2 protein-coding genes and 1 pseudogene are annotated in these 2,156 nt (G+C 67.2%); 2 read left to right on the top strand and 1 reads right to left on the bottom strand.

Annotated features, from left to right (window positions below):
- The coding region (locus tag B552_RS0124900; RefSeq protein ID WP_019451779.1) for an AEC family transporter at window positions 1-806 on the top strand (806 nt) is incomplete at its 5' end.
- Here B552_RS0124900 and queG read toward each other — a convergent pair.
- On the bottom strand, window positions 799-1,989 hold the full coding sequence (gene queG, locus B552_RS0124895; protein WP_019451778.1) for a tRNA epoxyqueuosine(34) reductase QueG: 1,191 nt from the start codon (window positions 1,987-1,989) through the stop codon (window positions 799-801). The genes B552_RS0124900 and queG overlap by 8 nt on opposite strands.
- A gap of 16 nt (window positions 1,990-2,005) precedes the next feature.
- On the opposite strand from queG, the pseudogene B552_RS29300 reads away from it, so the two are divergent.
- A pseudogene (locus tag B552_RS29300) lies at window positions 2,006-2,156 on the top strand (tRNA (adenosine(37)-N6)-threonylcarbamoyltransferase complex ATPase subunit type 1 TsaE); the annotation flags it as partial.

Below are 2,156 nucleotides of genomic sequence, written 5' to 3'. Positions count from 1 at the left end.
TCTGGGCCGGCGTGGAGCGCCTGGTCTACTTCGTCCTGTTCCCCGCGCTGCTGCTGCAATCGACGAACAGTGCGAAATTCGACTTTTCCTCGACGTCCGCGATGCTGGGCCTGGCATTGCTGACCATGGTTTTCGGCATGGCCGCCGGCTACATGGTCAAGTGGGTATTGCGCCCGTCCCCGGTCGATTTCGCGTCGGGCCTGCAGACCGCGTTCCGTTTCAATTCCTATATCGGGCTGGCACTGGCCGCGCGGCTTGGCGGCGGCGAGGGGCTGGCGCTGATGGCGCTGGTGGTAGGGGTGACCGTGCCGCTGTGCAACGTGGTGGCCGTCTGGGCACTGGCGCAGCACGGCGAGGCACGCGTACTGCGCGAACTGGCCCGCAATCCGCTGATCCTGGCCACGGCCACCGGGCTGGCGACCAACCTGCTTGGCCTGCATCCGCCCGAGGTGGTGGCGATGACGCTGAGCCGGCTCGGTTCCGCATCCACGGCACTGGGCCTGATGACGGTTGGCGCCGGCCTGCAGATGAGCGGGGCCACAGGCACGGTCGGACCGATGGCGTGGTGGAGCGGTGTCAAGCTGCTGGCGATGCCGTGCTTTGCGTGGCTGGCAGGCCGGTATCTGCCGCTGACCGCGTTGCAGTACCAGATCGTGGTGGTCTATGCGTCGTTGCCTACGGCGTCCAGCGCCTACATCCTGGCCGTGCGCATGGGTGGCAATGGCCCGATGGTGGCCGCAACGATCTCCGCGATGACGATTGCCGCGATCGTCACCACGCCTGTCTGGCTGTCGATGGTCAGCTAGGCGCGTTCCGGTCCTGGGCGAGGGCCCATTCGATGTGCTCGCGCACGAGCGGTGTGGCCGTGTCGAGCCTGGCCCGCAGCGCCGCGCGGATCCGTGCGGCCAGCGCCGGGTCGCCCGTCGTCGCTGCTGCGGCGGCGCGCAGGCTGTTGCCAAGGCCCACGGCCAGGTTGCGCAGCCAGCGTTCGTGGCCGATACGGCGGATCGGGCTGCCTTCGAGCTTCTGGTTGAATTCGGCCTCACTCCATTCGAACAGCGTCACCATATCGGGCGCATCGAAGCCGTTGCGCACGTCGAAGTCGGGCAGCGTGGCGCGATGGGCAAACTTGTTCCACGGGCAGGCAAGCTGGCAATCGTCGCAGCCGTACACGCGATTGCCAATCGGCGCGCGCAGGTCTTCAGGGATGGCGCCCTTGTGTTCGATCGTCAGGTACGAGATGCAGCGCCGCGCATCCAGCCGGTACGGTTCCAGGATCGCACCGGTCGGGCAGATGTCGATGCAGCGGCGGCAATTGCCACAGTGCGGCGCCTCGGCCGGGTCGGCCGGCAGCGGGATATCGACGAGGATCTCGCCGAGGAAGAACATCGAGCCGCCTTCGCGATCAAGCAGCAGCGTGTGCTTGCCGCGCCAGCCCAGGCCGCCCTGGCTGGCCAGCGCCACCTCCATGACCGGAGCCGAATCGGTGAACACGCGATAGCCGAAAGCACCAATGGCGGTCTCGATGCGCGCTGCAAGCTGCTGCAGGCGGTTGCGCAGGACCTTGTGATAGTCGCGTCCACGCGCATAGAGCGAGATCACGGCGGTTGACGGGTCACCGAGCCGTGCAAGCTCATGGCGGCGCCAGTCATCGGGAACCTGTGCCGGCAGATACGGCATGCGCGCGACGATGGCGCGCACGGTGCCGGGCACAAGTTCGGCCGGACGGGCGCGCTTTGTGCCGTGGTTGGCCATATAATCCATGTCGCCGTGGTAGCCCGCCTGCAACCACGCCAACAGGCCCGCCTCCGCGTGCCGCAGATCGACGTCGGCGATGCGGATTGCATCGAACCCGAGTTCATTCCCCCAGGCACGAATCTGTGCCGCCAGCGACGCCAGGTGATCCTCCGCAGATGGCGAGGACGGGACTGGCGGCGCCGGGAACGAGTCTTTCGAGGGGGAGGGGGCGGGAACTGCGCGGTCGATCATTCCTGAATTGTACGCAATGCCCTTGCTTGAAGAACGCATCCTGCCACTGCCGGACGAAGCCGCCACCGAACGGTTCGGCGCCGCGCTGGCCGGCGCGGTCCGCGCAATGTCGCCGCGCACGGTACATCTGCAACTGTCTGGAGACCTGGGCGCGGGAAAGACCACGC

Source organism: Cupriavidus sp. BIS7 (assembly GCF_000292345.1).
Lineage (GTDB): Bacteria > Pseudomonadota > Gammaproteobacteria > Burkholderiales > Burkholderiaceae > Cupriavidus.
This window is presented reverse-complemented; position numbering and strand designations above follow the sequence as displayed.

Bases quoted from the DNA above. Each gene is read 5' to 3' on its own strand.
- queG (WP_019451778.1), bottom strand. From the start codon at position 1,989: ATGATCGACCGCGCAGTTCCCGCCCCCTCCCCCTCGAAAGACTCGTTC.